The sequence below is a fragment of the Brevundimonas diminuta genome (assembly GCF_039673845.1).
GTDB lineage: Bacteria > Pseudomonadota > Alphaproteobacteria > Caulobacterales > Caulobacteraceae > Brevundimonas > Brevundimonas diminuta_E.
The window spans coordinates 149,032-175,327 of sequence record NZ_JBDJMK010000003.1 but is presented as its reverse complement, the minus strand read 5'-3'; the positions used below and the strand labels follow the sequence as shown (position 1 = coordinate 175,327).

Sequence of the window (26,296 nt, the reverse complement as noted above, 5' to 3'; positions counted from 1 at the left end):
CATGGCTCAGGGTTACGTCAAGGCCAGCGAACTGCCCCAGGTGATCCCGGTGTTTCCTTTGCCGGGATCCATCCTTCTGGCGCGGGGCCAGCTGCCGCTGAACGTGTTCGAGCCGCGCTATCTGAACATGGTGGACGACGCCATGGCGGGCGACCGGATGATCGGCCTGATCCAGCCGGTCGGCCCTGCCGGGATCAATCCGCCCCTGACCCGCGTCGGCTGCGCCGGACGGATCACCAGCTTCGCCGAGACCTCGGACGGCCGCTATCTGATCACCCTGACCGGCGTGTGCCGCTTCGCCGTGGCGACCGAGATGCAGGTCCGCACCCCCTATCGTCAGGTGCGGGCCGACTTCCTGCCCTATGAGGGCGACCTGCGCGCGCCCGATCCCGACGAGGCCTTCGACCGCGAGCCCTTCCTGTCGGCCCTGGCGCCCTATCTGGAGGCGCGCGGCATGGACATCGACTGGGACACCGCCCGCGCCGCCCCGCAGGAGGCGCTGGTCAACAGCCTGGCCATGGGCCTGCCGTTTGATCCGCCCGAGAAACAGGCCCTGCTGGAAGCCCTGAGCCTTACCGACCGCGAAGCCGCCCTAACCGCCCTGCTGCGCATCGAAGCCATCGCCCCCGACGACGACGAGCCCGGCCCCGCGATGCAGTAGTCTGAGCGCACTCAACGCGATAAACACACGACCAACAGAACGGGGCGCCCGGCGCCCTCAAGCAGCGAGCCGCCGCGCGGCGAGCGATAGGGCACAGACTTCCTCAAACAGTGAGCGCCCGCGGCGCGAACGATAGGAAACTAAAAAGATCATGAGCGACGCCTTCAACACCCCCGTCTCGGTCGATCCCCGCCTGCTGGAGGTGCTGGTGTGCCCGGTCACGCGCGGCCGCCTGACCTATGACCGCGAGCGCAATGAACTGGTGTCCGCAGGCGCCAAACTCGCCTTCCCCATCCGCGACGGCGTGCCGATCATGCTGGCCGAAGACGCCCGCCCGCTGGACTGAGGCAAACGCTTTCCTCCCCACTTCGTGGGGAGCGGGACCGCGCAGCGGTGGAGGGGGCGACACAACATCCGCCGTCGAGACGCCGCCTCCGTCACGGCGCTGCGCGCCGCGCCACCTCCCCATGAAATGGGGAGGAGAAGCCCTCAAGCAGCGAACCGCCGCGCGGCGAGCGATAAGGCCTCTTTAAAGCGCCTCGCCCCGAAGAAGCCGCGGCAGATCCCCCGTCGCCCCGCCCGCCTCGTGCATGAAGGCCCGGCGCAATGGCGCGATCCGATTGACCGCCGCCATGCCCAGATCGCGAGCCAACCGCACCGGGGCGATGTCGTTGGAAAACAGGCGCACAAACCCATCAAAGCCCGCCGCCAGCGCCGCCGTATCGAACCGCCGCCAGCGGGCGTAACGCTCCAGCACCAGCTCCGAGCCGATGTCCTCGCCGATGCGCGCGGCCTCGGTCAGCACCTCGGACAGGGCGGCGACATCCTTCAGCCCCATGTTCAGCCCCTGCCCCGCCACCGGGTGCACCCCGTGGGCGGCGTCGCCGATGATGGCCATGCGCGGCGACGTCAGCCTCTCGGCCAGTTGCAGAGATAGGGGATAGACGAAGCGCGGCCCCTCGATCGTCAGCCCGCCCAGAAAGTCGCCGAACCGCCGCGTCAGATGGGCGTGGAAGGCCTCGTCCGAGGCCGAGCGCAAGGCCTCGCCCCGGCGGGTGCTTTCCGTCCAGACCAGATTGGCCCGGTTCTCCGTCAGCGGCAGGATGGCGAAAGGGCCGTCCGGCAGGAAATACTCATGGGCGACGTTGCCGTGCGGCTTTTCCATGCGGACGGTGCAGACCACGCCGCTCTGCTGATAGGTCCAGCCGAAGACGTCTATGCCCGCCGCGCGGCGCACGGTCGAGTTGCGGCCCTCGGCCCCGATCACCAGCGGCGCCGACAGGGTCGAGCCGTCCTTCAGCGCCACCGTCGCCCGGCCCGGGCCGACCGCCACATCGGCTACGGCGGCGGGGGCGCGGACTTCCAGTCCCTGCGCCTGGACCAGTTCGGCCAGCGCAGAACGCAGGCGGCGATTCTCGACCATATAGCCCAACGGTTCGCCGCCGTTGCGGTCGCCGATCTCGTCCGCGTCGAAGCGGATATAGGCGGCCGAAGGCTTGCGGCTGGCGGCGCCGGGACGACGGCCGTCCGTCACCAGAATACGGTCCATGCGACAGGCGTGCGGCTCCAGCGCCTCGCCCAGCCCCAGCGCCTTCAACATGCGGAAGTTGGCGTAGGAGATGGCCGTCGCCCGCCCGTCGAATGTCGGCGCCATCTGGGCGTCAAAGGGCTGGGGGTCCACCATGACGGGCCGCAGGCCGCCCTGCGCCGCCGCCAGCGCAAAGGTCGCCCCGACCAGCCCTGCGCCGGCGATGATGATGTCGTAGTCGTCCGATCCGCTCATGCTGTCGTTCTAGGCCCCTATCGCGCGTCACGCCACCTCAAGCCCGCGCGCCTGCTGGGACATAAGGGCTCATCCGCGCCTGCAAAGACCGGGCTGGTAAATGCCGCTTTAACCTTATGTGAGGCACTAAGGATCGGAGTCCGCTTTCAGTCCCATTTCAGGGGTCCGCCTTCATGTCCGCCGCCCTCGCGCTCGGCCAACGCGTCTGGAGCACCGTCCGCATCGTCTGGGCGGCGCCCTTCGCCGTGCGGTTCAGGGGGGTGCTGCAGGCCATGCTGGCCGCCCTTCTGCTGGTGGCCCTGATCTCGTGGAACCCGGCCGATCCCAGCTGGAACGCCGCATCGGCGCAGGCGCCGACCAACTGGCTGGGCGGGGCGGGCGCGACCTTCGCCGATCTGATCATGCAGTCGCTGGGGCTGGCGGCGTGGCCTGCGGTCCTGCTGCTGATCGCCTTCGGGCTGGCAGTGGCGATCGGCGACGCCCTGCAGCACCGGCTGCAGCCGACGCCGTTCAAGATCTTTTGCGCCGTCGCGGGCGTGCTGCTGCTGTCGGCCGCCCTGTCGGCCCCCGCGGCGCCCGCCAAATGGCCGCTGGCGGCGGGCATGGGCGGGCTGTGGGGCGACGCCGTCACCGGCCTGACCGCCAATGGTCTGGGCGCGCTGAAGGTCCCCGGCGCGCGCATCATTCTGGGCCTGCTGTTCCTGGCGCTGGCGCTGTGGAGTCTGGCCTATACCGTGGGCCTGCGTCTGCGCGACTTCACCGACACCGCCGGCTGGGCCGCCCAGAAGGGCGCTGAGGCCCGCGCCGCACGACCGGCCAAGGCCGCCAAACCGGGCAAGGCGCCGCGCGCCGTCGCCGAAGCCGCCACCCCGGCCCGCAAGCCGCGCCACCGCCTGCCCGAGGCCGACGGGATGGAGGCGGACAGCCCTCTCGCCGCGCCTGTCTCAACGCCGTCTCAAGCCGCCTTCGCGCCTCCGTCCGAAGCTCACGACGACGCGGACGCCTATGCCGACGAGGTCGACGCCTACACCCCGCCGTGGGAGGACGCGGCCCCCGCCCCCATCGCTCCGCCCTCGGCGCGTCCGAACCGCCCGGCCGAGCCCAAGGTCGCGGCGGTCAAGGCGCCCAAGCCCGTGCGCAGCGACGCCGACCAGCAGGCCTTCGACTTCGCCAATGAGGGCGGCTTCGAGCTGCCGCCGCTGGGCATATTGGCCAAGCCCGGCCAGCGCGGCGGCGCCGTCGACGAGGAATCGCTTAAGGCCAACGCCAAGATGCTGGAGGGCGTGCTTCAGGAATTCGGCGTGCGCGGCCAGATCGACCAGATTCGCCCCGGCCCCGTCGTCACCCTGTATGAACTGGTGCCCGCGCCCGGCGTGAAGCACGGCCGCGTCGTGGCCCTGGCCGACGACATCGCCCGCTCCATGTCGGCCCGCGCCTGCCGTATCAGCGTGGTTCAGGGCCGCAACGCCATCGGCATCGAACTGCCCAACGCCAAGCGCGAGACCGTCTTCCTGCGCGACCTGCTGGCGTCCGGCGAATACGACAAGAAGAGCCATCTGCTGCCGCTGGCGCTGGGCGAGACCATCGGCGGCGAGCCCTATGTCGCTGATCTGGCGCGAATGCCCCACCTGCTGATCGCGGGCACCACCGGCTCGGGCAAGTCGGTCGGGGTCAACGCCATGATCCTGTCGATCCTGTATCGCCACTCGCCCGCCGAGTGCCGCTTCATCATGATCGACCCCAAGATGCTCGAACTGTCGGTCTATGACGGCATTCCGCACCTGCTGGCGCCGGTCGTGACCGACCCCAAGAAGGCGGTCGTGGCCCTGAAGTGGACCGTGCGCGAGATGGAGGACCGCTATCGCCGAATGTCCAAGCTCGGCGTTCGCAACGTCGCCAGCTACAACGAGCGCGCCCGCGAGGCTCAGGAAAAGGGCGAGCATTTCGAACGCACCGTCCAGACCGGCTTCGACGAGCAGGGCCGCCCGGTCTACGAGAGCGAGAAGATCCGCCCCGAACCCATGCCCTATCTGGTCGTGGTCATGGACGAGATGGCCGACCTGATGCTGGTCGCGGGCAAGGACGTCGAAGGCGCCGTCCAGCGTCTGGCCCAGATGGCGCGCGCGGCAGGCATCCACCTGATCATGGCGACGCAGCGCCCGTCGGTGGACGTCATCACCGGCACCATCAAGGCCAACTTCCCGACCCGGATCTCCTTCCAGGTCACGTCGAAGATCGACAGCCGCACCATCCTGGGCGAACAGGGCGGCGAGCAGCTGCTGGGTCAGGGCGACATGCTCTATATGGCGGGCGGCGGCCGCATCACCCGCCTGCACGGCCCCTTCGTCGGCGACCAGGAGGTCGAGGACGTCTGTAAACACCTGAAGGCCCAGGCCGAGCCGGAATACCTCGACCTGATCACCGACGAGCCGGACGGCGACGGCGACGGCGCCATGGGCGAAGACGGCGGCGGCACTGGCGACGACCTGTATGACCGCGCCGTGGCCGTGGTCACGCGCGACCGCAAGGCCTCGACCTCCTACGTCCAGCGCCGTCTGCAGATCGGCTATAACCGCGCCGCCACCCTGATCGAACGCATGGAGCAGGAAGGCGTCGTCAGCCCGGCGAACCATGCGGGCAAGCGCGAAGTGCTGGCCGGACCGCCTCCCATGGTTTGATCGGCTTCGCCGAGGCGGCGGCTTTGCCGCCGGGCGCTATCGCTCGCCGCGCGGCGGCTCGCTGCTTCAGCGCCAATCGCGCGCGCACGCTTGGGAACCCCGCGGTTCAGTCAACGCTTAAACGCCTCACGTCCTCAAGCAGCGAGCCGCCGCGCGGCGAGCGATAGGACACTAAACAATGAACACCGCTTCATCGGAGCGCCGGAATATGGTCAGGCTGGCGTCATCAGCCTGCCGGATGAAGCCCACACTCTCATCGGGTCGAAAACCGTTCAGAACGGGAGAAGAAAAGACATGAGCATTTCCCGCCGCGCCTTCGGCCTCGGCTCCGCCGCCGTGATGGCCTTCGCCGCCGCCCCCGCCGCCGTTCTGGCACAGGCCGGACTGTCGGCCGACGATCAGGCCGTCCTGCGTCAGGCCCAGACCTATCTGACCGGCATGACGACGGCGCAAGGAACCTTCGTCGAGACGGGACCGAACAACCAGCGCCGCACCGGCCGCTATTATCTGCAGCGCCCCGGCAAGATGCGGTTCGAATACACCGAGCCCGCCGGCCTGCTGGTCGTGGCCGACGGCAATAACGTCAGCCGCTGGGACCCGCGCCTGAACGTCTTCCGTCAGGCGCCGCTGGGTCAGACGCCGCTGTCGACCTTTCTGGCGCGCGAGGTCCGGCTGGATCAGGGCGTGACCATCGACCGGGTGACGCGCATGGATTCGGGCGCCTTCGCCATCACCGCTCGCGACGCCAAACGGCCGAACGAGGGCTCGGTCATCCTGGCCTTCGCCGGTTCGCCCGTGCGGCTTCAGGAATGGACCATCACCGATGCGCAGGGCTCGCGCACGCGGGTGCAGCTGACCACGCTGGACCCTGCGCCCGGTCTGGCCGCCAGCCTGTTCCAGCTGAGGGACCCGACCCGTCGCAACCGCCGCGGCTGACGTCACAAACGTGACGTGATCGGCACACATAAATTACAACGATGATAGTTTGACCTTTTTTGTTGCCCGTGACACTTTGGGCACAGGACGGCGGCGGCCGTCCCGCCCGCCACGGATTCATCCCCGCCTGGCGGCGAGAGAGACGAACTTCAAGCGCCCGGAGCCCTGCTCCGGGCGTCTTTTTATCAAGGCAGCGGCCTCGCCGGGTTGTCGGCTTAGACCCCGCCCCGCCAAGCTGCTAAGGCCGGTCGCATGAGCCTTCGCATCGTCACCTGGAACATCAACTCGGTCCGCCTGCGCATTGATCAGGTCGCCCGTTTCGTCGCCGAGAACGCCCCGGACGTCCTGTGCCTGCAGGAGATCAAATGCACCGAGGACCAGTTCCCGCGTCAGGCCTTCATCGACATGGGCCTGCCCTACCTGCGGATCGGCGGCCAGAAGGGCTGGCACGGGGTGGCCATCGCCAGCCGCCTGCCCATCCTCGACAGCCCCAGGCTGGATGTCTGCCGCGAGAGGCACGCCCGCTGCGTCTCGGCCGTGGTCGAGGGGGTGGAGGTGCAGAACTTCTACATCCCGGCGGGCGGCGATCTGCCTGACCGCGAACTGAACCCCAAGTTCGATCACAAGATGGACTTCTATGAACGGCTGACCGCCGAGATGAAGACCCGCGACCGCCAGCGGCCTCTGGTTCTGGCCGGGGATTTCAACATCGCCCCGGGTGAGAACGACGTCTGGAACCACCGCTTCATGTCCAAGGTGGTCAGCCACACCCCCGGCGAGGTCGAGACCCTGTACCGGCTTCAGGACGCGGGCGGTTTCACCGACGTGCTGCGCGACCAGATCCCCGACCCGGTCAAACTGGCCAGCTGGTGGAGCTATCGCGCCAAGGATTTCCGCAAATCGAACCGGGGCCTGCGGCTGGACCATCTGTGGACCTCGCCCGGCCTGACGCCAGCCGTGGTCAAGGGCAGCGCCCGCATCATGGATACGGTGCGCGAGTGGGAGCGGCCCAGCGACCACGCCCCGGTCGTGATGGATCTGGACGTCTGACCCGCCTCAGAACGGGAAGAAAATCGGAATCGCCGCCATGCCGGTGGCCCAGGTGATCAGGTTCAGCGGCAGGCCGACCTTCACAAAGTCCATGTAGCTGTAATTGCCCATCTGATAGACGAGCACATTCGTCTGATAGCTGAAGGGCGTGGCGAAGGCGGCCGAGGCCGCCATCATCACCGCCACCAGAAACGGCCGCGCATCCACGCCCAGCGCGGCCGCTATGGCCACGGCGATGGGCGAGAACAGCACCGCCACCGTGGCGTTCGACAGGATGTCCGTCGAAAACAGCGTCACCCCGTAAAAGACGAACAGCGCCGCCCATGGCCCATAGGGACGGATCACGTCGATCAGGGCGTCGGCCCCGGCCTGCGCCAGACCTGTCACCTCCAGCGACGAGCCGATGACCACCATGCCCGCGACCAGCAGCAGGATTTCGGGCCTCAGCCCGGCATAGGCCTCCTCGGCCGTAATGACCCGCATCAGGATCAGCGCCACCGCCCCCGCAAAGGCCGAGGCCGCGATCGGCGCCAGACCCAGGGCCGCCGCCACGACCACGGCGACGAAGACCGCCAGCGACGCCACGGCGCGCTTCAGCTCCAGCGGGCGATCCGCGCCTTTTTCATACAGGTCGACATTGCCCAGCACCGCATCGCCCGACCCGCCGGGGCTGGCGCGCTGCTCCATCAACCACGGCAGGCGCAGAGAGGAGAACAGGCTGCGCTTGCTCTTTTCAGCCTCAGCTTCGCGCCGGGCCGCCATCTCGGCTTCGTCGCGCGCGGCAGTCTTTTCCAGCACGCGGGAGCCGATGAAGTACAGATAGAGGCCGCCGACCGTGGCGATGCACAGCCCCACGCCGGTGATCTCGAACAGAGAGAAGACCGGCTGGCCCGCATTGCGCGCCATGTCGCTGACCAACAGATTGGTCGAGGTGCCGATCAGGGTCAGCAGACCGCCCATGATGACCGCATAGCTGAGCGGCATCAGGAACCGCTTGGGCGACAGGCCCAGCGACAGCGCCATGTCGCGGACGACCGGCGCCGCCAACACCACTACAGGCGTATTGTTCAGAAAGCCGCCGACAGAGCCGCAAAGCCCGATCACGATCCAGACCGCGTGACGCCCGAAAATACGAGTCAGGCCCATGGCCTTGCGGATCAACCAGGCCAGCAGGCCCGACAGCTCCATGGCGTAGGCGATGACGAACAGACCAGCCAGCGCCATGATGGCCGGGCTGGCGAAGGCGCCCTGCACCTCGACCGGGCGCACCACGCCGAACAGCAGCAGGGCCGCAGCGCCGCTGAGGGCCACCACATCGGACCGCAGGCGTCCGTGGATCATCACCCCGACCACGACGACCAGGACGACGAGAGCGATAATCTGGTCCAGCGTCACCCGCGCAAGGGCCCCTCTTCCGCCTGACGCCGAACCCGATCACAGGCCGGGACGCCAATCCGTCATTCCCGTGTTAGGCTGCTTCCATGGCGATAACAACGACCCGTCTTGCTGCACCGCTCGCCGTCGCGGCGGCCCTGCCCTTTCTGGCCTGGTGCCAGCGGCCGCCCGAACCTGCCGCGCCTGAAGCCCCGGCGCCCGAGACGCCGACGGTCGTTCTGGACTCCACCCTGAACCGCGCCGCCCTGCTGGCCGCCCTGACCGAGGCGCGGGCCGCCACCGCCGATGCTCGCCAGCGCGAGGCCGCGCTGAACGGCCGGACCGTATCGGTGCGCCTGCCCTTCGGCTGTCAGGGCGCAGGCGACGCCGATCATGTGGAGGCGGGCCTGCCGTCCGTCGTGCGCGGCGCCGACGGGGCCTTGATGCTGACCGTCATGCCCGAAGACCTGAGCGCCTCAGCCCTGATCGGCGTATCGCGCGCGAACAGCGACGGCGCCGCCCCGGCCGACGCGACCGGCAAATGGGAAGCCATCGAAGGCTTCTGGATCCCCCGACCCTGGAGCGGGCTGGAAACCTGCGCGCCGCGCCAAACCGTCGCCGCTGTAACGGCTCCTGAAGAGGATGCGCCGGATAAGGCCCTGAACGACAAGACCCCGCCCGCCACGCCGGACGCGACCGCGTCCCTCAGCAAACCCGAGCGCAGCGCCGGGCTGGCCGCCGTCATGGAAAGCGGCGGGTCGCGTCTGGGCCGCCGTCAGGGGCAGGCCTATGTTCATGTGATCCGGGGAGAAAAGGGCGCCGTCGCGACGCCTGCGCCGGGCGGCTATGCGCTGCGGCTGGAAGGACGGCTGACCGCCTTCGCGGACGGCAAGGCCGTCCATTGCGTCCAACAGGACGCTGAAAGCCGTCCGGTCTGCGTCGCCGCCCTGCGGCTGGACCGGCTGGCCTTCGAGGAGGGAGCCACGGGCGCCGTTCTCAGCGAATGGCGCCCGCATTGATCTAAGATCAGGCGGCGCCCATCAGGGCGGCGCCGGCCAGAACGCCCAGCAGGATCAGGGTGACGCTGCCGGTGAAGACGACCAGACCTTCGAACGAGAAGCCCGAAGCGCGGGGATGCACGAGTTTCATGAGTGAGTTCCTTTCGGCGGGGGAGTTCCGAATGGTCTCAAGATAGGCGGAGCAAGGCCTGTGGACAAACCACGGTTAGGCCGCATCGAGTGATCTGAGATCACCCGATCCCTTCAAACGTCGCGATCCGGCCGGGATTCCGCCTCGATCCAGTTCATGAAGCGCCGCAGCTTGGGCTCGTCGGCCCGTTCGGGCAGCACCACCGCCCAATAGGCCAGATCATTGGTCAGGGCGTGGTCGACCGGCTGGATCAGGCGCCCTTCACGCAACTCATCGGTCACCAGCGGCGCCGAGGTCAGGGTGACGCCGCGCCCCGACCGGGCCGCCTCCAGCGCCAGATAGCTGTGGCTGAAGTGGGGGCCGCGCAGGCTCTGGACGCGCGGATCCTCGACCCCCGCGCTTTCGAACCACGCCTTCCAGCCCATGCGGTCGGCATAGGGCATGTCGTGCCAGGTCTCATGGATCAGCACCACGTCCAGCAGATCGGCCGGCTGGCTCAGGCGGCGTCCGGCGACGAAGGACGGGGCGCAGACCGGGATCAGCCGCTCATTGACCAGACGACGCGCCACCTGACCGGGATAGGGGCCTTCGCCATAGCGCAGGGCGACATCCGCCTCGCCGTTGGCCAGATCGACGACCCGATCCTCGGCGAAGACGATCAGGTCCAGATCGGGGTTTTCCTCGCTGAAGCGATGCAGGCGCGGCGACAGCCATTTGCTGGCCAGCGACGGCAGGGCGGTGATGCGCAGCTGGCGCGAACGGCCCGGCCGCACGGCCTCCAGCGCGCTTTCCAGCCGCTCGAAGGCGTCGGCGACGCCCTGGGCCAGACGCCTGCCGTCGGCGGTCAGGCGCACCGATCGGTTGAAGCGGTCGAACAGCCGCAGGCCCAGCCGCATCTCCAGCGCCTTGACGTGGCGGCTGACGGCGCCGGGGGTGACGCCCAGTTCGGCCGCCGCCTCGCGGAAACTGCCCAGCCGGGCCGCCGCGTCGAAGGCGCGCAGGGCCACAAGCGGCGGTGTGGGGCGACGCTCGCTCATGATCGACGCCCTCTCATGTGCGCGGGGTTCAGGGTTGGAGGCGATAGCCGCCTGCATCAGTCAGCAGCAGGCGCGCCTGACCCGGCTCGGCCTCGATCTTCTGACGCAGGCGGTAGATGTGGGTTTCCAGCGTGTGGGTCGTGACCCCGGCGTTATAACCCCACACCTCGGTCAGCAGCTCTTCGCGCGACACCGGCTTGGCCCCGGCGCGATAGAGATACTTCAGGATGTTGGTTTCCTTTTCCGTCAGCCGGACCTTCTTGCCCTTGTCGTCGACCATCAGCTTGGAAGCCGGGCGGAACTCATAGGGGCCGACCTGGAAGACGGCGTCCTCGGACTGTTCGTGGCTGCGCAGGTGGGCGCGGATGCGCGCCAGCAGGACGGCGAACCGGAAAGGCTTGGTGACATAGTCATTGGCGCCGGAATCCAGCCCGAGGATGGCGTCGGAATCCGACGACTGCCCCGTCAGCATGATGACCGGTGTCGAAATTCCGGCCTTGCGGATCAGGCGACAGGCCTCGCGGCCGTCCATGTCGGGCAGGTCGACGTCCAGCAGGATCAGATCGGCCCGCGTCTCCTTGGCCTGACGCACGCCGTCGGTCGCCGTGGAGGCCTGGGCCGGACGGAATTCCTCGTGAAGCGCCAGCTGCTCGGCCAGGGCTTCGCGCAGGTCATTGTCGTCGTCGATGATCAGAATGGTTTTGGGCGTGCGCATGGTGCCTTTAAGAATGGCGAGGCTTGAGCCGAACGCCAAGGGCGCCGGACGGGTTTCTGGGGCTATATTGTCTTCCAAGAGGTCGCAGGGGCCATATTTCGTTCCCCGAAGAGTGCAGAACCGACCCGGACATGGGTCGCGCCCGCTGCAATCGCCGCCTCATAGTCGCCGCTCATCCCCATCGACAGCACGCGCAGACCGTTGCGTCGGGCGATCTGGGCCAGCAGGGCGAAGTGCGGCGCCGGGCCTTCATCAGCCGGAGGGATGCACATCAGCCCCTCGATCGTCAGACCGTGATCGTCGCGCACGGCGGCGATGAAGGCGTCTGCGTCATCGGGCAGGACGCCCGCCTTCTGCGGCTCGGCGCCGGTGTTGACCTGAACCAGCAGACGGGGACGACGGCCGGTCTTCGTCATCGCCGCCGCCAGCGCCGAGGCCAGACGGGGCCGGTCCAGCGTCTCGATGACGTCGAACAGTTCGACCGCCTCCTGCGCCTTATTGGTCTGAAGCGGGCCGATCAGGCGCAGTTCGAGATCCGGCAGGGCTGCACGACGGGCGCTCCAATGGGCCTGCGCCTCCTGCACCCGGTTCTCGCCGAATACACGCTGGCCCGCCGACAGGGCGGCGTCCAGCGCCGCATCGCCCTGCGTCTTGGATACGGCGGTCAGGACGACCGAGGCCGGGTCGCGTCCCGCCGCAGCGGCCGCCTCATGGATGCGGCGGCGGACCTGTTCGAAACGCTCAGCGATGGACGAAGCGGCTGAAGCGGGATTAGTGGCGGTCATGACCCTGTCCGATTTCATGGCCGAGGATGCACGCGCACTGTGGGCGACGGCGCTGGCCCTGTCGCAGTCTGTAGCCCTCGCCGGGGCGGCTGTCAGCCCGCGCCCCCTGCCGCCCCTGCTGTTCTTCACCGACCCGGCGCGCACGCCCCGCCCGTGGGAGACGGCCGCGCGCCTGCCAGCGGGCGCAGGCGTGATCTATCGCGCCTTCGGGGCCCCCGACGCCGTCGAGACAGGCCTGCGCCTGCGCGAAGCGACGCAGGCGGCAGGCGCCCTGCTGCTGGTCGGGCTGGACGCGGAACTGGCCGAACGGATCGGGGCGGACGGCGTCCACCTGCCCGAGCGCGCCCTGTCGGCGGCCTATGCCCTGTCTGGGCGGCGCCCTGACTGGCTGCTGACCGGGGCGGCCCATTCGCAGGCCGCCGTGCGCGGCGCCCGCGACCTGCACGCCCTTGTCCTGTCGCCGGTGTTTCCGGCGGGCGGGGCGTCGGCTGCAAAAACGGCGCTGGGCGTGGAAAGGTTTTCGGCGCTGGCGGCGCAGGCCCCCTGCCCCGTCTATGCGCTGGGCGGGATCACGGCAGGCAATGTCGCGGCCCTGAACGAATCAGGCGCGTGCGGACTGGCGGGCGTCGATGCGATCCAGACCGCTTTTTCCCGCCCATAGGGCAGGAAGCGACATTCAGAACTTGAAGATTGTTTCGAGGCGGACGCGCGGCGCGGCGCGGCGGTCGCTGCTTTCCGGGGCGCGGGCCGGGTCGACTTCCGGCGAGGCCAGATTGGCCGCGGCGCCGACGCGCAGGCGCGGGCTGAGGCGGTAATAGGCCCCGGCCTCGACATCGCCCCAGTCGGCTTCGCGGCCGACCGGCTGGCTGAGGTTGAAGTTCAGGCCCCAGCGGCCGTTCTCGTTCCAGCGCAGGCCGCGACGCTGGGTGGCGGCCGGGGTGCTGGGCGACTGGGCGGCGGCGTCGGCGAGCGACACGGCGGGCGCCCGGCCGCGCGTCTGTGCGGCAGCGTCGGTCGCCGTCCCGGCCAAGACCAGGACGCCCACGCTTGCAGCGATGACGGCGACGATGCGCATTCCACCTACCCAAACGGATCAGACGTCTGTCGCGCCGATCCTTCGTTAGAAGTCTTCGCCCCTTGTGAGGCTGGGGATAACATATGGACTGCATCCACCCGGTCAACGCGCAGATGCCCATATGGCCGAGGTTAAGGACGACTCCGGGCGGGCCTGTGGCGCCTGTGTCACGCCTTCAGGTCTCGCGGCGGCTGGTCCGGGTCGTCCTCTGGCGCTCATTCGCAATGTCACGGCGTCGGATCGCCTTGTCATCGCCCCTTTTCACCGTGTTATAGAGCGTTGCTGACGTGCGTGTGCGTGGGCGTCGTTTGACGCCGTCTGCGTCATGCGTCGTCAAACCCTTTACGGAGATCACCGAATGGCTCTTGTTCGCGGCGCTGCGGTCGCCCTGATCGCCTCGGGCCTGCTGCTCGGGGGCTGCTCCAGCCTGCCGTTCGGCGGGTCGAAGGCCAAGGCGCCCACGATGGAGGCCCAGCTGGGCATCGGCGTGAACGCCTATCTGTGGCGCGCCACGCTGGACACCCTGTCCTTCATGCCTCTGGCCAGCGCCGACCCGTGGGGCGGCGTGGTCAACTATGACTGGTACGTCAATCCGCAGGCGCCGAACGAGCGCTTCAAGGCGACCGTCTTCATCCTGGATCGCCGCCTGCGCGCCGACGCCCTGAACGTCTCCATCACCAAGGAGGCCAAGGACGCATCCGGCGCCTGGGTTTCAGCCCCGGTCGCGGCCCAGACCGAAACCGATCTGGAAAACGCCATCCTGACCAAGGCGCGCCAGCTCAACCTCGCCAACGCGGCCCGCCGCTGATCCAACCGGGCGGCTGCAACAGCCGCCCCTTCGCCTTTTGTCTTCAATGCGTCCCCAGGCCCGCCTCAAGCTTCGCGCCTGAGGCGCCGCCTCAGGATACGCCGTGGCCCCCTCCAGCCCGTCCCGCTACGAGCCCAAGACCGCCGAACCCCGCCAGCAGGCCCGCTGGGCCGAGGCTGACGCCTTTTCGGTGTCCAACGCCGATACCGGCCGCCCGAAATACTATGTCCTTGAGATGTTCCCCTATCCGTCGGGCAACATCCACATGGGTCACGCCCGCAACTATGTGATGGGCGATGTCGTGGCGCGCTGGAAGCGGGCCAGCGGTTATGACGTGCTGCATCCGATGGGCTGGGACGCCTTCGGCATGCCCGCCGAGAACGCGGCGATGGAGCGCGGCGTCCACCCCGGCGACTGGACCTGGTCCAACATCGCGACCATGCGCGACCAACTGAAGCTTCTGGGCCTGTCGCTGGACTGGAGCCGCGAGTTCGCCACCTGCGACCCCGAATACTATGGCAAGCAGCAGGAATGGTTCCTCGAACTGTTCAAGCGCGGTCTGGTCTATCGCAAGGACGGGGTGGTCAACTGGGACCCGGTCGACAACACGGTTCTGGCCAATGAACAGGTCATCGACGGGCGCGGCTGGCGCTCGGGCGCTGTGGTCGAGAAGCGCAAGCTGAACCAGTGGTTCCTGCGCATTACTCAGTATGCGGACGATCTGATCGACGGCCTGGCCGAGCTGGAAGGCCGCTGGCCTGAAAAGGTCCGTCTGATGCAGGAAAACTGGATCGGCCGGTCCAAGGGTCTGCAAATGAAATGGGCCTGGTCGGGCGCTATCCCGGCCGGTTTCGATGACGGACTGGAGATCTACACCACCCGCCCGGACACCCTGTTCGGCGCCAGCTTCATGGGTCTGGCCCCCGATCATCCGATCTCGAAGCAACTGGCCGAGGCCGACCCGAAGGTCGCCGCCTTCGTCGCCGAATGCCGCAAGGGCGGCGCCAGCCAGGCCGACATCGAACAGGCCGAGAAGATCGGCTGGGACACGGGGCTGAAGGTCGTCCACCCCTTCACCGGCGCCGAGGTTTCGGTGTGGATCGCCAACTTCATCCTGTCCGACTACGGAACGGGCGCCATCTTCGCCTGCCCGGCGCATGACCAGCGCGATCTGGACTTCGCCCGCAAATACGACCTGCCGGTGATCCCGGTCGTCCGCCCCGAGGGCGCGGGCGACGACTTCGCCGTGACGGACGAGGCCTATACCGGCCCCGGCGCCATCTTCCATTCCGACTTCCTGAACGGTCTGGATATCGAGGCCGCCAAGGCCGAGGCCATCCGACGCATCGAGGCCGCCGGAACGGGCGAAGGCGCGACCATCTATCGCCTGCGCGACTGGGGCGTCAGCCGCCAGCGCTACTGGGGCTGCCCGATCCCGGTCATCCACTGCGAGGCCTGCGGCGTCGTGCCGGTCCCGACCGACCAGCTGCCGGTCGAACTGCCCAAGGACGTCACCTTCGACGTACCGGGCAACCCGCTGGACCGCCACCCGACGTGGAAACACGTCAACTGTCCGTCGTGCGGCGCCGCCGCCCGGCGCGAGACGGACACGCTGGACACCTTCGTCGACAGTTCCTGGTATTTCGCCCGCTTCGCCGACCCCAAGGCGGCCGAGCCGATCAACAAGGCTGCCGCCGCCAAATGGCTGCCGGTCGACCAATACATCGGCGGCGTCGAACACGCGGTCCTGCACCTGCTCTACGCCCGCTTCATCACCCGCGCCCTGTCGGACGCCGGACTGATGGACGTGAAGGAGCCGTTCGCCGGCCTGTTCACGCAAGGGATGGTGGTCCACGAGACCTATTTCGACGGCCATGAAGACAGCGGCAAACCCCGCTGGATCGAGCCGTCCGACGTGCGCATCGAGACGGTAGACGGCAAACGCGTCGCCACCCGCCTGTCCACCGGCGCCGCCGTCACGATCGGCGACATCGAAAAGATGTCCAAGTCCAAGAAGAACGTGGTCGCGCCCCAGGACATCATCGCCGCCTATGGCGTGGACGCAGGGCGCCTGTTCATCCTGTCCGACAGCCCGCCCGAGCGCGACATCCAGTGGTCGACCGGCGGGGTCGAGGGCGCCGCCCGCTTCGTCCAGCGCGTCTGGGGCGAATACGCCGCCTTCGACGCCGCCGCTCCGGCCAACCCCGATGCCGACGCCGCCCTGATCCGCGAGACGCACAAGGCCATCAAGGCCGTCAGCGAGGGCGTCGAGCATTTCCGCTTCAACTCGGCCGTGGCCAAGCTCTACGCCTTCCTGGCGACCATCCGTCAGCACGACAAGGCGGGCGCCGAGGCGAAGAAGACGGCCCTGTCGGCTCTGGCGCGGCTGATGGCGCCTTTCACCCCCCACCTGGCTGAGGAATGCTGGAGCCAGCTGGGCGAGGCCGGAATGGTGCTGGACGCGCCCTGGCCCGTCTTTGACGCCGCCCTGGCCGCTGACGATCAGGTCACCCTGCCCGTCCAGATCGGCGGCAAGCGTCGCGGCGAGGTCGTCCTGCCGCGCGGTTCGGACAATGCGACGGTCGAAGCCGCCGCCCTCGCCAATCCGACGGTTCAGGCCTACCTTGCCGCCAACAACCTCAGCATCCGCAAGGTGATCGTCGTGCCCGACCGTATCGTCAATCTGGTGGCCGGATGATGCCGGGCGGGCGTCGCCTCCTGCTGGCCGTGGCCGGGACGGTTCTGCTGTCCGGCTGCGGCTTCACGCCCATGTACGGCGAAACCGGCGTCAGCGGCGGCCTGTCGCGCATCGCCGTGACGACGCCGGATGATCGTCTGGGCTATCGCCTGCGCGAACAGCTGGAGGACGCCTTCGGCCGCGACGGCGCCCAGGCGCCTCTCTATCGCCTGTCGACCGAGGTCGAGCATCGTCGCCGCCCGCTGGGTCGCCGCATCGACGACACGGCCAGCCGCTATGAACTGACGGTCAGGGCCGCATGGGCGCTGACCCCCGCCGCGGGCGGCGAGACCATCAAGGGCGTGCAGACCACCACGGTCACCTATGCCGCCGCCGACCAGCCCTATGCCGCCATCGCCGCCCAGCAGGACGGTGAAGACCGCGCCGCCGCCGATCTGGCGCGCCTGATCCGTCTGGACATGATGCGCGTCCTGGCGGGACGTTGAAGGCCGCCGCATGATCCTGTCCAGGCGGCCTGACGTCGACCGCTTCCTGAAAGCGCCGGACCCTACCGTCCGCGCCGCCGTCATCCACGGCAAGGACCGCTCGGGCGTCACCGAGCGCGCCCTGACGCTGTGCAAGACGATCACACCGGATCTGAACGACCCCTTCAACGTCACCCTGCTGACCGAAGCCGACATCGACGGCGACGCCGTACGGCTGGAAGAGGCGCTGACGGCGCTCAGCATGATCGGCGGGCGTCGTCTGGTGCGCATCCGTATGTCGGATGGCAAGGCCGGCGTAGACAAGGCGGTGGCCGCCGCCCTGACCGCCCACGCCGAGGGCGCCTACAACCCCGACGCCATGCTGGTGATCGAGGCCGGGGCTCTGGGCCGCGAATCCGCCCTGCGCAAGGCCGCCGAAAAGGCCCAGGGCGCCGTCGCCATCGCCTGTTACGAAGACGAGGTCGGCGATGTCGCCCGCATGACGCGCGAAGCCCTGGGCGCAGACATGGTCGGCCTGTCATCCGACGCCCTGGACCGTTTCGTCGCCCGCCTGCCGCGCGAACGCGGCCTGATGCGTCAGGAGATTGAACGGCTGATCCTCTACATCGGCCCCGGATCCGGCCGCACCATCGACGTCGAGGAACTGGACGCCCATCTGGGGGTCGAACCCGACGCCTCCCTGTCCGATGCGGCGCTACAGGCCTTCGGCGGTCGCCCCGGTCCCGCTCAGGCGGGCCTGCGCCGCGCCCTGGCCGAAGGGGAAAGCGCCGTCATGGCCGTGCGCATGGCCTCGATCCATCTGGGAAAGCTTCGCCGGATCAATGTCCTGCAAGCCAACGGCGCAGGCGCCAAGGAGGCCGCCAAGTCCGCCGGCGTCTTCTGGAAACAGGAGGCCGAAATGCTGCGTCAGGCGCGCGGCTGGCATCTGGATCTGCTCGATCAGGTGCAGGACAGCGTCAACACCGCCGACATCATGACCAAGACCACAGGCATGCCCGAGGCCCTGATCGCCGAACGCCTGCTGCTCGAAATCGCCGCCCGCGCCAAACGGATGGGGCTTTAAGTCAGCGCCTTGAACCTAAACGCCGCGAAGAAGGAAGGTCCATTCCTGACTGCTTCCATACTCGTTCAAGAAACAGAATATCACCCGCGCTTCGATGCGCGCCGGAAAGCGGGCTTGTTAAGCGCCAGAGACGCCCGCTGAACCGACTTTCCAGAAGTTATGGCGCCCGTGTCGCCGCCAAAAGCTCCAGCCTTTCGGCTTGCGGCCTTCTTCGCAGCCAGAGCGCGTTTCAAGGCGTCAGCCGCACTGTTTTTATCGGTGTTTTCAGTCATGCCCTTATCTTGGCATGAATACCGTCGGAAAGCGCCTCAGCCCCGCATCAAGCGGCGGCAAAGATCATCCAGCTGTTCCAGACTGCCGTATTTGACCGTGATCTCGCCCTTGCCGCCCTTGTCGGCCAGCGCCACCTTAAGGCCCAAGGCGTCGGACAGATCCTGCTCCAGAGCCGCGATGTCAGCGGCGCCTTCCCCCCCCAGCACCGCTCTCGCCTTCACAGGCTTGGGCCCCTCGGCTGCGCGACGCGCCAAAGCCTCGGTCTGACGAACGTTCAAACCCTTGGCGATGACGTCCCGCGCCAGTTCTTGCGCGTTCGGCGCAGTGATCAGGGCCCGGGCGTGACCGGCTGACAGTTCGCCCCGCACCACATGTTCGCGCACCGCCTCGGGCAGTTGCAGAAGACGCAGGGTGTTGGCGACATGGCTGCGGCTCTTGCCCACCACGCCGGCCAGAGCGTCCTGGGTGCGGCCAAAGCGCTCCATCAGGACGGCATAGGCGTTGGCCTCTTCCATCGGGTTCAGGTCGGCGCGCTGGACGTTTTCGATGACGCCGACTTCCAGCACCTCGATGTCGTCCATCTCGCGCACGACGATGGGCACCTGCGTCAGACGCGCCGCCTGCGCCGCGCGCCAGCGACGCTCGCCGGCGATGATCTGCCACACGCCTTTTTCGCCCGGTTGCGACCGCACCAGAATGGGCTGCAACACGCCCTTGTCGCGGATGGAGGCCGTCAGTTCGTCCAGATCCGTCTTGGCGAAGATCTTGCGCGGCTGATCCGGGTTCGGCTTCAGCGCCTCGATCGGCGCGCGTTGCACGCCGGCCGGCGCCGGGCCGGTCGCGTCGATGGCGACGGGCTCCTGTGCATTTTCACCCATGAGCGCCGAGAGACCCCGGCCCAGACCACGCTGACGTTCAGACAAGATGCTGTTTCCGTTTACTTATCAAATAGATCAGGCCGCGATGGCCTGACGGCGTTGGCGCTCGCGCGCCACCAGTTCGCGAGCCAGTTTCAGATAGGCCTGACTGCCCGCACATTTCAGATCATAGATGAGGGCGGGCTTGCCGAAGGACGGCGCCTCGGACACCCGGACGTTGCGCGGAATGACGCTGTCATAGACCTTGTCGCCGAAGTGGGCGCGTACATCGGCCGCCACCTGCCCCGACAGGGCGTTGCGGCGGTCATACATGGTCAGGACCAGACCCTGAATCTCCAGCGCCGGATTGAGGCTCTGGCGCACCATGTCGATGGTCCGCATCAGCTGGGTCAGGCCTTCAAGAGCAAAGAACTCGCACTGTAGCGGCACCAGCACCGCATCCGCCGCCGCCATGGCGTTCAGCGTCAACAGGTTCAGCGACGGCGGGCAGTCGATCAGCACATAGTCATACCGGGAATGACCATTGCCGCCCTGTTTCGCCAGCGCGTCACGCAGACGATAGGAACGGCGGTCGGCTTGGCTCAGTTCGATCTCGACGCCCGACATGTCAGGGTCCGCCGCGACGATGAACAGGCCCGGCACGGCGGTTTCAATCGCCGCCTCGTCCACCGGGCGACCGTCAACGATGACGTCGTAGATCGTCACCCGGCGTGTTTCACGTGGAACACCCAGGCCGGTGGAGGCATTGCCCTGCGGGTCCATGTCGACGATCAGCACCTTTTCGCCGATGGCCGCCAGGGCCGTGCCCAGATTGATGGCGGTTGTGGTCTTGCCCACTCCCCCCTTCTGGTTGGAAACCGCCAGGACGCGGGGCTGCTTTACGGACTCAACGGACACGGCGAAGGCTCCCCAGTGAAACGATGCGGCCGCGCGGATCGCTGCGCGAGACCGTAAGCTCAGCCTCAAACTGCCAGACCCGACGGGCCTCTTTCAACTCAAGCTCTGCCTTCTCTCCCTTCAGGAAGAGACCTTTTGCACCGCGTTGGAAGTAAGGCTGTGCATAACCCAGTAGTTTCTCCATCGCCGCCACTGCCCGCGCCGTGACGATGTCGACCTTGATCGCCTGTTCCTCCGCCCGGCCGTTGACCACGGTCGCGGGCAGTTCGAGCGCATCGACGATGGTCTGAAGAAAACGGCACCGCTTGCCCAGACTGTCGACCAGCCAGACATGGGCGCCCGGGCGACCTTTCAGCAGAATGGCCAGAACCACGCCGGGGAAGCCCGCCCCCGCCCCCAGATCGGCCCAGGTCTTAGCCTCGGGCGCCAGATCCAGCAGTTGCGCGCTGTCCCAGGCGTGACGGTTCCAGAAGTCAGGGATGGTGTCCGGCCCGACCAGATTTATCACCTCATTGGCTTCCGTCAGCATGACGAGAAAAGCCTGCAGGTCGGCGATGTTGGCGTCGCTGGCGCCTGTCTGCGCGCGGAAGGTCTGAATGGCGTCCGACATCAAGCGACGACCGCCGCAAGGTCGGCTTCCACGCCCTTCACCTTTTTCACATGAGCCAGAAGCGCCGTCAGGGCGCCCGGCGTCATGCCTTCGATCCGACCGGCCTGGCCCAGAGTCAGCGGCCGGATCATGGCCAGTTTCTCACGCACCTCGTTCGACAGGGCGCCGATGGCGGCGTAGTCGAGATCGGCAGGCAGGGCCAACCCCTCCTCCCGCCTCAGGGCCTCGGCATCCTGCGCCTGACGATCGAGATAGCCGGCATAGACAGCGTCGATCTCGACCTGCTCGCGCACCGCGGGCGACCAGTCGGCGATCTCGGGTCGGATGACGACGAAGTGGTCCAGCGACACATTCGGGAAGGCAAGCAGATCGCGAATCGAACGGCGCTGCCCATCGGCGTTGACCGTGATGCCCAGGGCGCCCGCTTCCTTGGGCGTAAACTGCGTTTCACGTGAAACACGGTTCGCCCGGTCTAACCGGTCAGCCTTGTCCAGCCATACCGCCGCGCGATCCGAACCGACGATGCCCGCCTCAATCCCGATCGGCGTCAGGCGCTGGTCGGCGTTATCAGCACGCAGCGTCAACCGATACTCAGCCCGGCTGGTGAACATGCGATAGGGTTCGGTGACGCCCCGCGTCACCAGATCGTCGATCATCACCCCGATATAAGCCTGATCGCGACCCAGGATCAGCGGGTCAAAGCCCGCCGCCGCGCGCGCGGCGTTGAGGCCCGCGATCAGGCCCTGTGCGCCCGCTTCTTCATAGCCCGTCGTGCCGTTGATCTGGCCCGCCAGATAGAGGCCGGGACGTTTCTTGACCTCCAGCGCCGGGGTCAGTTCGCGTGGGTCGACATAGTCGTATTCGATGGCGTAGCCGAAACGGAAGACCGCCACCGCCTCCAGCCCCGGCATGGTGTGCAGGAAGGCCAGTTGGGTCGCGTCCGACACCGACGTCGAAATCCCGTTCGGATAGACGCTGGGATCATCCAGCCCTTCCGGCTCCAGAAAGACCTGATGGCTGGTCTTGTCGGCGAAGCGGACCACCTTGTCCTCGATCGAGGGGCAGTAGCGCGGGCCGCGCCCTGACAGACGTCCGCCATAGACAGCGCTTTCGCCCAGATTGTCGGCGATGATGCGGTGTGTCTCTTCGGTCGTATGGGTGACGCCGCAGGCGATCTGAGGCACCTCGATCCTGTCGGTCAGAAAGCTGAAGGGCACAGGCTGGTCGTCCGCCGCCTGCATCTCTAGCCGATCCCAGGCGATAGTGCGGCCATCCAGACGCGCGGGTGTTCCGGTCTTCAGTCGGCCCATCATCAGCTCGGCCGCATGCAGATCGCCCGCCAGACCCGTCGAGGGGTCTTCGCCATACCGTCCGGCTGGAATGCGCAGATCACCGCGATGGATCACGCCATTGAGGAAGGTGCCCGTCGTCAGCACCACAGCGCCGGCGCGGATCGTCTCCCCTGCGCCGGTCGTCACGCCGATGACGCGGCTGCCGTTCAGGATCAGGCCCTCGGCCGTGCCCGCCATCAGGGTCAGGTTGGGATAGTCGGTCAGCTCGGCCTGCATGGCTTCGCGATACAGACGACGGTCGATCTGGCTGCGTGGACCGCGCACGGCGGCGCCCTTCGACCGGTTCAGCATGCGGAACTGAATGCCCGACACATCGGCCAGACGCCCCATCACGCCGTCCAGCGCGTCGATCTCGCGCACCAGATGGCCCTTGCCCAGACCGCCGATGGCCGGGTTGCAGCTCATCTCGCCGATAGTTTCCAGCTTCTGCGTCAGCAGCAGGGTGTGGGCGCCCGCGCGCGCAGCGGCAGTCGCGGCCTCGCAACCGGCATGGCCGCCGCCGATAACAACAACGTCGAAGGTATGGTCAGGGGTCGAACTCATGGCGTTCCCATAATCCATTCGGGCCGGAATCGCCACCGGCCCCAGGCCCGTTGTTTCACGTGAAACAGGCGAAAGCCGAGCCTATTTGCCGATGCAGAAGGAGGAGAAGACCTCGCCCAGAATGTCCTCCACCCCGATCGCGCCGGTCACGCGGGCCAGGGCGTCGGCGGCGCGGCGCAGGTCGTCCCCCGCCATCTCGGGCGCGAGGTCGAGCGCGCGGCGCCCGTCCTCGACCGCAGCCAGAGCTTCGGCCAGACGACGGCGATGCCGCTCGCGCGTCACGGCCGGGAAGTCAGCACCCGACAGATCATGCGCCAGACGAGCGGCGATCCAGTCGTGTAGATCCGGCAGCCCCTGCCCCGTGGCGGTGCTGACGCTCAGGGCTTCAAGGTCAGGCGTGGCCGCGACGGCACCCAGATCAGCCTTGTTCAGCACCTGCAGATCGGAAGGTTGGATGAAGGCCGAGGCCGGATCCTCAACACCATCGGTTGAGGGGGAGCGGACCCACAGGCGCAAATCGGCGCTCTCAGCGCGCAGGCGAGCGCGGCGAATGCCCTCGGCCTCGACCGGGTCGTCGCTGTCACGCAGGCCCGCCGTGTCCGACAGGGTGACGGCGTAGCCGCCGATCATGATGTCTGCGTCCAGCACGTCGCGCGTCGTCCCGGCGATGGGCGTGACGATGGCCGCCTCGCGCGCGACAAGGGCATTGAACAGCGACGACTTGCCCGCGTTCGTCTCGCCGATCAGGACGATGCGATAGCCTTCACGCACCCGCCGCCCGCGATTGGAATCCGCCAGGGCCGCGCGCAGATCGGCGGCCAGCGCCTCCAGAACCGGCCCGGCGGTGCGCGCCAGATTGTCAGGCACTTCCTCATCAGGGAAGTCGATTTCGGCCTCGACCAGAGACAGGGCCTTCAGCAGATCGCGGCGGAAGCCTGCGTAGGCGGCGGACAGGGCGCCGTCGAGTTGCCCCAGCGCCTGAGACTTCTGGGCTTCGGTTTCGGCGTCGATCAGGTCGGCGACGGCCTCGGCCTGGGCCAGGTCCATCCGGCCGTTCTGGAAGGCGCGGCGGGTGAACTCGCCCGGCTCGGCAGGACGCAGTCCGAGCGCGATCAGGGCGATGCTGGCCGCCTCGACCACGGCGCGGCCGCCGTGCAGATGCAGTTCCGCCGAATCCTCGCCCGTATAGGATCGCGGGGCGATGAAGCGCAGCACCAGGGCTTCATCGATCAGGCGGCCGTCGTGGCGCAGACTGCGCACCGAGGCCAGGCGTGGCGTCAGCCCCCCTGCCCCCAGCGCCGTCAGCGCGGTCTCCGTGCCGGGCCCCGACAGGCGCAACACGGCGATAGCCCCCCGCCCCGGCGGGGTGGCGAGGGCGAAGATGGTGTCGCTCACGTCGTCAGGCCCACGTCGTCAGATTCAGGGTTTGGCGGCGCCCGTGACGGCGGCTTCCATCAGACGGCGGAACTGATCCTGGGCCTGAACGCCGAAGCTGGTCCATGTCTTCATCAGTTCGTCGGGCTGCATGGCGGCCATGTTGGCGTCCATGCGCTTCTGCATCTCGGCGACCAGATGGTCGTTGAGCGGCGTCACATCCGGCAGACCCAGAAAGGCCCGCGCCTCGGCCGGGGTGCAGTCGATCTCGATGTTCAGCTTCATGACCCACGCTCCTGTTTCACGTGAAACACATTCCTGGTTCTCTACCGCCGCACGCGCGGCGTGCGGCTGCTTGAGAGAACGTCCCTCAAGCAGCCTGGCGCCGCGCGCCAGGCGATAGGGACCCTATCAAGTGTTCATCGACTGGAAGAAGTCGCCGTTGTTCTTGGACTGGCGCAGCTTGTCGAGCAGGAACTCGATCGCATCCTGCGGGCCCATCGGGTTGAGGATCCGGCGCAGGACATAGGTCTTGGCCAGCTGGTCCTTCGGCGTGATGAGGTCTTCCTTGCGGGTGCCGGACTTGAGCACGTCGATGGCCGGGAAGATGCGCTTGTCGGCGACCTTGCGGTCCAGCACGATTTCCGAGTTGCCGGTGCCCTTGAACTCTTCGAAGATCACCTCGTCCATGCGGCTGCCGGTGTCGATCAGGGCCGTGGCGATGATGGTCAGCGAACCGCCCTGCTCCACATTACGCGCGGCGCCGAAGAAGCGCTTGGGCCGTTGCAGGGCGTTGGCGTCGACGCCGCCGGTCAGCACCTTGCCCGACGACGGGACGGTGGCGTTGTAGGCGCGGCCCAGACGGGTGATGGAGTCCAGCAGGATCACCACGTCCTTCTTGTGCTCGACCAGACGCTTGGCCTTTTCGATCACCATTTCAGCAACGGCGACGTGGCGGGTGGCGGGCTCGTCAAAGGTCGAGGCGACGACCTCGCCCTTCACCGTGCGCTGCATATCGGTGACTTCCTCGGGACGTTCGTCGATCAGCAGGACGATCAGGAAGACTTCCGGATGGTTGCGCTCGATCGACTTGGCGATGTTCTGCAGCATGACCGTCTTACCGACGCGCGGCGGGGCGACGATCAGGCAGCGCTGGCCCTTGCCGAGCGGGGCGACGATGTCGATGACCCGGCCCGAGCGGTCCTTCAGCGTCGGGTCCTGGATTTCCATGTGCAGACGCTCTTCGGGATAGAGCGGCGTCAGGTTGTCGAACAGGACCTTGGTCTTGACCATCTCCGGATCTTCGAAGTTGATCGTGTCGACCTTCAGCAGGGCGAAGTAGCGCTCGCCCTCGCGCGGGCCGCGCACGGCGCCGTGCACGGTGTCGCCCGAACGCAGGCCGAAGCGGCGGATCTGCGATGGCGAGACATAGACGTCGTCCGGCCCCGGCAGATAGTTGGCGTCGGGGCTGCGCAGGAAGCCGAAGCCGTCCGGCAGGATCTCCAGCACGCCCGAGGCGATGATTTCGACCTCTTCGTCGGCCAGCGTCTTCAGGATGGCGAACAGCAGGTCCTGCTTGCGCAGGTTGCCGGCGTTCTCGATGTCCAGCCCTTCAGCGAAGGCGACCAGATCTTCCGGCGTCTTCTCGTTCAGTTCCTGAAGCGTGATACGGCCATTGGGGACGATGGGCTCGCCATCATCGTCTTCATCATCCTCGGCCGTGGTGTCGACGCCGTGGTCATCGTGGTCCGAAGCCGCGTGAACGGGGATTTCCGGCTCGGCCTCTTCGACCGGCGCAGCAGCGCGGCTGCCGCCCAGGCTCAGGGTGCGGCGCGGGCGTTCGGCGGGGGTTTCCGCTGCGTTTTCAGTGACTTCGTTTTCCGGAGTCTCAGGGGTATCGGTCATGGTGGCGTGCTCGTTCGCGCGCCCGGACGCCAAGGGGCGGCCAGGAGCAGAAAGGTCGTAATGGCTTCAGCCGCAGGGGCTGTAAGGGAGGGCGAAGGGCTCCCGCAGGCTCAAACCGGCAGGCGTCGCAAAAAGAGAGGGACCGCACTGCACGGATCGGCCGCACG

General features: G+C 67.6%; 25 protein-coding genes. 11 read left to right on the top strand and 14 right to left on the bottom strand.

The features are described 5' to 3' along the window. Position 1 precedes the first annotated feature (1 nt). Both ABE454_RS04335 and ABE454_RS04330 read left to right on the top strand, forming a co-directional pair. Entirely contained in the window at positions 2-661 is a 660-nt protein-coding gene (locus tag ABE454_RS04335; RefSeq protein WP_346529439.1) for an LON peptidase substrate-binding domain-containing protein, read from the top strand. A 151-nt stretch (positions 662-812) separates the two neighbouring features. Then, positions 813-1,007: a Trm112 family protein gene (locus tag ABE454_RS04330; protein WP_003166576.1), complete on the top strand. Its 195-nt coding sequence runs from the start codon at positions 813-815 to the stop codon at positions 1,005-1,007. 183 nt (positions 1,008-1,190) lie between these two features. Here ABE454_RS04330 and ABE454_RS04325 read toward each other — a convergent pair whose 3' ends face one another. Beyond that, complete coding sequence (locus ABE454_RS04325) at positions 1,191-2,444, bottom strand: UbiH/UbiF/VisC/COQ6 family ubiquinone biosynthesis hydroxylase (protein WP_346529436.1); 1,254 nt, start codon at positions 2,442-2,444, stop codon at positions 1,191-1,193. A 173-nt stretch (positions 2,445-2,617) separates the two neighbouring features. On the opposite strand from ABE454_RS04325, the gene ABE454_RS04320 reads away from it, so the two are divergent. The 3 genes from ABE454_RS04320 to xth all read left to right on the top strand — a co-directional run bounded on the left by ABE454_RS04320 (position 2,618) and on the right by xth (position 7,108). After that, positions 2,618-5,122 (top strand): FtsK/SpoIIIE family DNA translocase, encoded by a 2,505-nt coding sequence (locus tag ABE454_RS04320; RefSeq protein WP_346529433.1) that lies wholly within the window; start codon positions 2,618-2,620, stop codon positions 5,120-5,122. A gap of 294 nt (positions 5,123-5,416) precedes the next feature. Continuing rightward, positions 5,417-6,058 carry a LolA family protein gene (locus tag ABE454_RS04315; protein WP_346529431.1) on the top strand — a complete coding sequence of 214 codons (642 nt, stop codon included), beginning with the start codon at positions 5,417-5,419 and terminating at the stop codon, positions 6,056-6,058. 252 nt (positions 6,059-6,310) lie between these two features. Continuing rightward, positions 6,311-7,108 carry an exodeoxyribonuclease III gene (gene xth, locus ABE454_RS04310; RefSeq protein ID WP_346529429.1) on the top strand — a complete coding sequence of 266 codons (798 nt, stop codon included), beginning with the start codon at positions 6,311-6,313 and terminating at the stop codon, positions 7,106-7,108. 6 nt (positions 7,109-7,114) lie between these two features. Here xth and ABE454_RS04305 read toward each other — a convergent pair whose 3' ends face one another. Further along, positions 7,115-8,503, bottom strand: coding sequence for an SLC13 family permease (locus tag ABE454_RS04305; protein WP_346529427.1), 1,389 nt, complete (start codon positions 8,501-8,503; stop codon positions 7,115-7,117). Between the two features lie 86 nt (positions 8,504-8,589). Between ABE454_RS04305 and ABE454_RS04300 the strand changes: the two genes are divergently transcribed. After that, positions 8,590-9,501, top strand: coding sequence for a hypothetical protein (locus ABE454_RS04300; RefSeq protein ID WP_346529425.1), 912 nt, complete (start codon positions 8,590-8,592; stop codon positions 9,499-9,501). A 7-nt stretch (positions 9,502-9,508) separates the two neighbouring features. Here ABE454_RS04300 and ABE454_RS04295 read toward each other — a convergent pair whose 3' ends face one another. From ABE454_RS04295 to ABE454_RS04280, 4 genes are all read right to left on the bottom strand, one after another. Beyond that, positions 9,509-9,631 carry a hypothetical protein gene (locus ABE454_RS04295; protein WP_346529424.1) on the bottom strand — a complete coding sequence of 41 codons (123 nt, stop codon included), beginning with the start codon at positions 9,629-9,631 and terminating at the stop codon, positions 9,509-9,511. Positions 9,632-9,744: 113 nt separating this feature from the next. Then, the gene (gene gcvA / locus ABE454_RS04290) at positions 9,745-10,668 is read right to left on the bottom strand and encodes a transcriptional regulator GcvA (protein ID WP_346529423.1); all 924 of its coding nucleotides are present in this window, start codon (positions 10,666-10,668) and stop codon (positions 9,745-9,747) included. Positions 10,669-10,696: 28 nt separating this feature from the next. Then, positions 10,697-11,383 (bottom strand): response regulator transcription factor, encoded by a 687-nt coding sequence (locus tag ABE454_RS04285; RefSeq protein WP_346529421.1) that lies wholly within the window; start codon positions 11,381-11,383, stop codon positions 10,697-10,699. A gap of 62 nt (positions 11,384-11,445) precedes the next feature. Further along, positions 11,446-12,168, bottom strand: coding sequence for a YggS family pyridoxal phosphate-dependent enzyme (locus ABE454_RS04280; protein ID WP_346529419.1), 723 nt, complete (start codon positions 12,166-12,168; stop codon positions 11,446-11,448). Here ABE454_RS04280 and ABE454_RS04275 point away from each other — a divergent pair. Further along, on the top strand, positions 12,167-12,829 hold the full coding sequence (locus ABE454_RS04275) for a thiamine phosphate synthase (protein WP_346529417.1): 663 nt from the start codon (positions 12,167-12,169) through the stop codon (positions 12,827-12,829). The two genes, ABE454_RS04280 and ABE454_RS04275, sit on opposite strands and share 2 nt — an antisense overlap. Before the next feature lie 15 nt (positions 12,830-12,844). On the opposite strand, the gene ABE454_RS04270 is transcribed toward ABE454_RS04275, so the two are convergent. Continuing rightward, positions 12,845-13,243 (bottom strand): NtrZ family periplasmic regulatory protein, encoded by a 399-nt coding sequence (locus ABE454_RS04270; RefSeq protein WP_346529414.1) that lies wholly within the window; start codon positions 13,241-13,243, stop codon positions 12,845-12,847. 358 nt (positions 13,244-13,601) lie between these two features. Between ABE454_RS04270 and ABE454_RS04265 the strand changes: the two genes are divergently transcribed. The 4 genes from ABE454_RS04265 (at position 13,602) to holA (ending at position 18,297) form a co-directional block, all read left to right on the top strand. Next, positions 13,602-14,051, top strand: a complete 450-nt coding sequence (locus tag ABE454_RS04265) for a DUF3576 domain-containing protein (RefSeq protein ID WP_346529412.1) — start codon at positions 13,602-13,604, stop codon at positions 14,049-14,051. Positions 14,052-14,154: 103 nt separating this feature from the next. After that, positions 14,155-16,749, top strand: coding sequence for a leucine--tRNA ligase (leuS, locus tag ABE454_RS04260; protein WP_346529409.1), 2,595 nt, complete (start codon positions 14,155-14,157; stop codon positions 16,747-16,749). After that, positions 16,746-17,234 carry an LPS assembly lipoprotein LptE gene (lptE, locus tag ABE454_RS04255; protein WP_346529406.1) on the top strand — a complete coding sequence of 163 codons (489 nt, stop codon included), beginning with the start codon at positions 16,746-16,748 and terminating at the stop codon, positions 17,232-17,234. The genes leuS and lptE overlap by 4 nt, the downstream gene beginning before the upstream one ends. Before the next feature lie 10 nt (positions 17,235-17,244). Further along, positions 17,245-18,297: a DNA polymerase III subunit delta gene (gene holA / locus ABE454_RS04250; RefSeq protein WP_346529405.1), complete on the top strand. Its 1,053-nt coding sequence runs from the start codon at positions 17,245-17,247 to the stop codon at positions 18,295-18,297. A 308-nt stretch (positions 18,298-18,605) separates the two neighbouring features. Here holA and ABE454_RS04245 read toward each other — a convergent pair whose 3' ends face one another. From ABE454_RS04245 to rho, 7 genes are all read right to left on the bottom strand, one after another. After that, positions 18,606-19,493 (bottom strand): ParB/RepB/Spo0J family partition protein, encoded by an 888-nt coding sequence (locus ABE454_RS04245; protein WP_346529403.1) that lies wholly within the window; start codon positions 19,491-19,493, stop codon positions 18,606-18,608. A gap of 30 nt (positions 19,494-19,523) precedes the next feature. After that, positions 19,524-20,345, bottom strand: coding sequence for a ParA family protein (locus ABE454_RS04240; RefSeq protein WP_346529402.1), 822 nt, complete (start codon positions 20,343-20,345; stop codon positions 19,524-19,526). Then, on the bottom strand, positions 20,335-20,955 hold the full coding sequence (rsmG, locus tag ABE454_RS04235) for a 16S rRNA (guanine(527)-N(7))-methyltransferase RsmG (protein ID WP_346529399.1): 621 nt from the start codon (positions 20,953-20,955) through the stop codon (positions 20,335-20,337). The genes ABE454_RS04240 and rsmG overlap by 11 nt, the downstream gene beginning before the upstream one ends. Continuing rightward, entirely contained in the window at positions 20,955-22,868 is a 1,914-nt protein-coding gene (gene mnmG, locus ABE454_RS04230) for a tRNA uridine-5-carboxymethylaminomethyl(34) synthesis enzyme MnmG (protein WP_346529398.1), read from the bottom strand. The genes rsmG and mnmG overlap by 1 nt, the downstream gene beginning before the upstream one ends. Before the next feature lie 63 nt (positions 22,869-22,931). Continuing rightward, entirely contained in the window at positions 22,932-24,245 is a 1,314-nt protein-coding gene (gene mnmE / locus ABE454_RS04225) for a tRNA uridine-5-carboxymethylaminomethyl(34) synthesis GTPase MnmE (RefSeq protein WP_346529395.1), read from the bottom strand. A gap of 24 nt (positions 24,246-24,269) precedes the next feature. Next, complete coding sequence (locus ABE454_RS04220) at positions 24,270-24,509, bottom strand: DUF6489 family protein (protein ID WP_003166554.1); 240 nt, start codon at positions 24,507-24,509, stop codon at positions 24,270-24,272. A 126-nt stretch (positions 24,510-24,635) separates the two neighbouring features. Then, positions 24,636-26,129, bottom strand: a complete 1,494-nt coding sequence (gene rho / locus ABE454_RS04215) for a transcription termination factor Rho (RefSeq protein ID WP_346529393.1) — start codon at positions 26,127-26,129, stop codon at positions 24,636-24,638. Positions 26,130-26,296: the final 167 nt, after the last annotated feature.